Here is a 2,601-nt window from a genome sequence, read left to right as displayed (position 1 = left end):
CGGTACCCCAGCGGCCCGTGCACGCGCATGGTCACCGCGTCGCCGACCTCGGGCCGTGCACCGCGCACCGTCGCCCGGAACACGGTGTCCAGGGCGTCGAGGGTGAGGGACCAGTCGCCGTCGTCGTAAAGCACGGAGCGCACCTGGGCGGGGATGCCCTCGGCGTCGGCGGGCAGCACCTCCACCATGTGCGGCAGCACCGCCAGGGTCAGTGACTCGCCGCTGCCGACGATTTCGGAGGGTTCGACATCCAGCGCGGTGGCGTCGAGAAGCGTGGCGTCCGCGATGAACGCGGCGACCTCGGCGGTGGCCGGGCGCGCGATGAGCTCGGCCGGGGTGGCGATCTGCTGGATCCGCCCCTCGCCGAGGACGACGATGCGGTCGGCGATGGACAGCGCCTCGGCGCGGTCGTGCGTGACATGCACCGTGGTCAGGCCCTCGCGCCGGGTGAGCGTGACCAGCTCGCGGCGGAGGCTGTCACGCAGGGGTTCGTCGAGGGCGGAGAGGGCTTCGTCGAGAAGCAGCACGGTGGGGTCCGCGACGATGGCGCGCGCGAGTGCCACGCGCTGCCGCTGCCCGCCGGACAGGGAATCCGGCTTACGCCGCGCGAAGCCACCCATGCCGACGAGTTCCAGGGCGCGTTCCACGCGCCGGGTGCGCTCGTGCTTATCGACGCCCCCGCGCTTCAACGGGTACTCCACATTCCCGGCCACCGACATGTGCGGCCACACGGCGTGCTGCTGGAACACCATGCCCATGCGGCGCTTCTCCGGGGGAACATCGGTGACGTCGCGGCCGTCGATGGCGACGTGGCCCGCGGAAGGGGAGATGAACCCGGCGATGGTGCGCAGCAGCGTCGTCTTGCCGGAACCGGAGGCGCCGATGAGCGCGATGAACTCCTCGGGGTGGACGTGCAGATCGATGTCCGCCAGGCCCGTGGTGCCGTCGGGGAAGGTGACGGTGAGGTCATGGATGTCGATGGACGACACGGGGTCAGCTCCTGACTTTCGGGGAACGCACGGTCAGCGCGAGGGCGACGATACCGATGACGGCGAACATCAGCGACAGTGCGGAGGCCTGGTTGTAGTTGCCGGCCTGCTGCAGGTTGAACACCTGCACGCCGAGGGTGGTGGTGCCCGGGGCGATGAGCAGGATGGACACCGTGAGCTCGCGTACGGCCGTGACCGCGACGAGCACCGCGCCGGAAAACGCGGCCGGGATCGCCATGGCGCCGGTGGTGCTCAGCAGGGCCCACAGGCGTCCCGCACCGGAGATGCGCGCGGCTTCCTCCACCGCCAGCGGGGTGCCCTGCAGCGGGGCACGCACCGCCTGCAGCACCAGCGCGGTGAAGGCGCAGACGTAGGCGCCGAGGATCACCCACATGGTGTTGTAGGTGCCGGTGTAGCGGCCCAGGATGAGCCAGCCGACACCGATGATCAGACCCGGCAGGGCGGTGGGCAGCAGGACCGTCAGCGTCAGCGCGGTGTTGCCGACAAAGCGGGTGCGGGTGACCAGCAGGCCGATGAGCCAGCCGAGGATGCCGCAGATGAGCGCGGCGGACAGTGCCAGTGTCACGGAGTTGGAGAAACCCTCGACCACGCGCGGATTCGCGAGCGACCGGCGGAAGTTCTCCAGCGTAACCGTGTCCAGGGTCAGCGGGATGCCGGGGGCCGGGAGCAGCGCGCGGTAGGCCAGTCCGAGAATGGGGCCGAGGGTGACGGCCAGGCCGATGACCCAGGCCAGGAGGGTGACCGGCCAGCGGGCGGCGCCGAGATCGAAACGCAGCGCCTGGCCGGTGTCCTGCAGCTTGGAGCCCGCCCACTGGGAGACCAGGTAGTCGGCGGTGACTGCGCCGATACCGAGGAAAAGGAGGACCACGCCGATTGTCGAGACGGTCTGCAGCGGGTTGGCCACCGTGCCGGACTCCATGAAGCGGTAGATCATGGTGGCCAGGGTCTCGAAGCGCGCCGGGGAACCGAGCAGCGCGGGGATACCGAAGTCCGCCAGGTTCGCCACCGCCGTGAGGGTGAAGGCCGAGAGCAGCGCCGGGCGCAGCAGCGGCAGGGTGACGGTGCGCAACACCGTCGTGGTGGCGGCACCGGAGATCCGCGCCGCCTGCTCCAGATCCGAGGGAATGGAGCGCAGGCCCGCGGCGACGATGACGTAGACGATCGGATAGGAGTGCAGGATGAGCAGGAACGTCACGCCGTCCGCGCCGTAGATGTTCCAGATCTCGGTGCCGAAGAACCTGTTGAGTCCCTGATTCGGGCCGAAGAGCTGCAGCCACGCGATCGCGCCGATGAACGGCGGAATGAGCAGCGGGGAGAGCAGGAACAGCCGCAGAATGGTGGTGCCGCGGGCGTTGGTGCGGTCCAGCAGCAGAGCGATGGCGGTGCCGACGATCGTGGCCCCCACCGCCGACAGCAGCGTGGTGTAGGCGGAGTTCCACACCGCGGTGCCCAGCCCCTGGTCCAGCAGCACGGGAATCTGGTTGCCACCGGCGGCCAGGGTGACGACCAGCGTCAGAGGTGTGACGAACAGTCCGAGGACGATCAGCCACACCCCGACGCGCATCAGGGGGAGAGCGGGCATACGGGTCAC

General features: G+C 69.8%; 2 protein-coding genes. Both read right to left on the bottom strand.

Annotated features, from left to right (window positions below; all coding sequences use genetic code 11):
* Nucleotides 1–989: ABC transporter ATP-binding protein (locus Q4F73_RS12245; RefSeq protein WP_303359617.1), on the bottom strand; the 989-nt coding region annotated here is incomplete at its 3' end.
* A gap of 4 nt (nucleotides 990–993) precedes the next feature.
* Nucleotides 994–2,601, bottom strand: a 1,608-nt coding sequence (locus tag Q4F73_RS12240) for an iron ABC transporter permease (protein ID WP_303359616.1), incomplete at its 5' end; no start/stop codon positions are given.

Source organism: Corynebacterium sp. (genome assembly GCF_030535495.1).
Taxonomy (GTDB): domain Bacteria; phylum Actinomycetota; class Actinomycetes; order Mycobacteriales; family Mycobacteriaceae; genus Corynebacterium.
This window is presented reverse-complemented; position numbering and strand designations above follow the sequence as displayed.